At 55.9% G+C, this 1,026-nt stretch carries 2 protein-coding genes; both read right to left on the minus strand.

What is annotated here, in order from left to right; genetic code table 11:
- Window positions 1-97 precede the first annotated feature (97 nt).
- Window positions 98-319: an amidohydrolase family protein gene (locus NW839_RS07505; RefSeq protein ID WP_414352226.1), complete on the minus strand. Its 222-nt coding sequence runs from the start codon at window positions 317-319 to the stop codon at window positions 98-100.
- Window positions 241-840, minus strand: a complete 600-nt coding sequence (locus NW839_RS07510; protein WP_414352227.1) for an amidohydrolase family protein — start codon at window positions 838-840, stop codon at window positions 241-243. The genes NW839_RS07505 and NW839_RS07510 overlap by 79 nt, the downstream gene beginning before the upstream one ends.
- Window positions 841-1,026: the final 186 nt, after the last annotated feature.

Below are 1,026 nucleotides of genomic sequence, written 5' to 3' on the forward strand. Positions count from 1 at the left end.
AACAAACAGAATGCTATCGCTGCATAGTTGAACAGTGATGTTCAGCAGTGTTCAGCGTAAATGTATCAGTCACGGTCAAAATGCAGCCCACAGGTTCTCACAAGCAGGTGGCGAGCTTTTTGGCATAGCGGTTAGCGGTGCCCACGCGCAAATCCAGCAAGATCAAATCCGCTTTTTTGCCCACCTCCAAGCTGCCGATTTCCCCTTCCAGACCCAGACAGGCGGCACTGCCTTGTGTAGCTATCCACAAAGCCTGTTGCGCCGGCAGAGCAGCTCCATCCCCCGATCCCAACCGCTGCAGAAACACCGCCAACCGCATCTCCTCGATTCGATTTCTTCAGCCCCCACATGCACACAGTGGGCGGCCAAGGTCTGAGCACTCAGGGATCCCCAGCGTTTCAAACACTGCACCGGGGTCAATCCATAGCGAGCCTGTAGAGTTTCCACTCCCCGGCGAGTTTCCGCCAAGTGGGTGTGCAGCCCCACTCCATACCTTTGGGCTAGAGCGGATCCCTGGACAAAACTCTCAGGATGGCCAGAATAAGGAGCATGGAACCTGACCCAGATGTAAATTTGCCCCTCCCCGCGTCCATGCCAAACCTGGATCAAAGCCTCCGTGTCCGCCAGGGATTCTCCCACTCCCCTCGGTTCGTCGATCACCTGTGGGCTGAGGATCCCTCGTAACCCCGACTGCAAGCTCACTGCTGCTGCTAGATGTCGATAGATGCCAAGAGTAACTACGGATAGGGATCGTGAAGTTGGATTACATCCCCCCCCTCCCATGCCGTACACGAAGACCGCTCTGGCAGAACGAGCCAACTGGTGTAGAGCAGGTAACATGGCAAGCTAATGGTCGACAAAACTGTTACCTCACTAGCTTGCCTTCACCCAATGGTGTCAGCTTTCAGGTAGAGAGGCTTGACGGAAGCCAACCCCCCTATTGATTGGGTTCCTCTTGATTGGGTTAGGGTGGTGGGCCTGGCACCGAGCTAGGTTGCCAGCAGGTCGCCCTGCCAGTAGGTTCGC

The organism is Synechococcus sp. R5-15 (genome assembly GCF_047462035.1).
Taxonomy (GTDB): Bacteria; Cyanobacteriota; Cyanobacteriia; order Thermostichales; family Thermostichaceae; genus Thermostichus.

Coding starts and splice junctions, on each gene's coding strand:
- NW839_RS07505 (WP_414352226.1), bottom strand. CDS start 319: ATGCGGTTGGCGGTGTTTCTGCAGCGGTTGGGATCGGGGGATGGAGCT.
- NW839_RS07510 (WP_414352227.1), bottom strand. CDS start 840: ATGTTACCTGCTCTACACCAGTTGGCTCGTTCTGCCAGAGCGGTCTTC.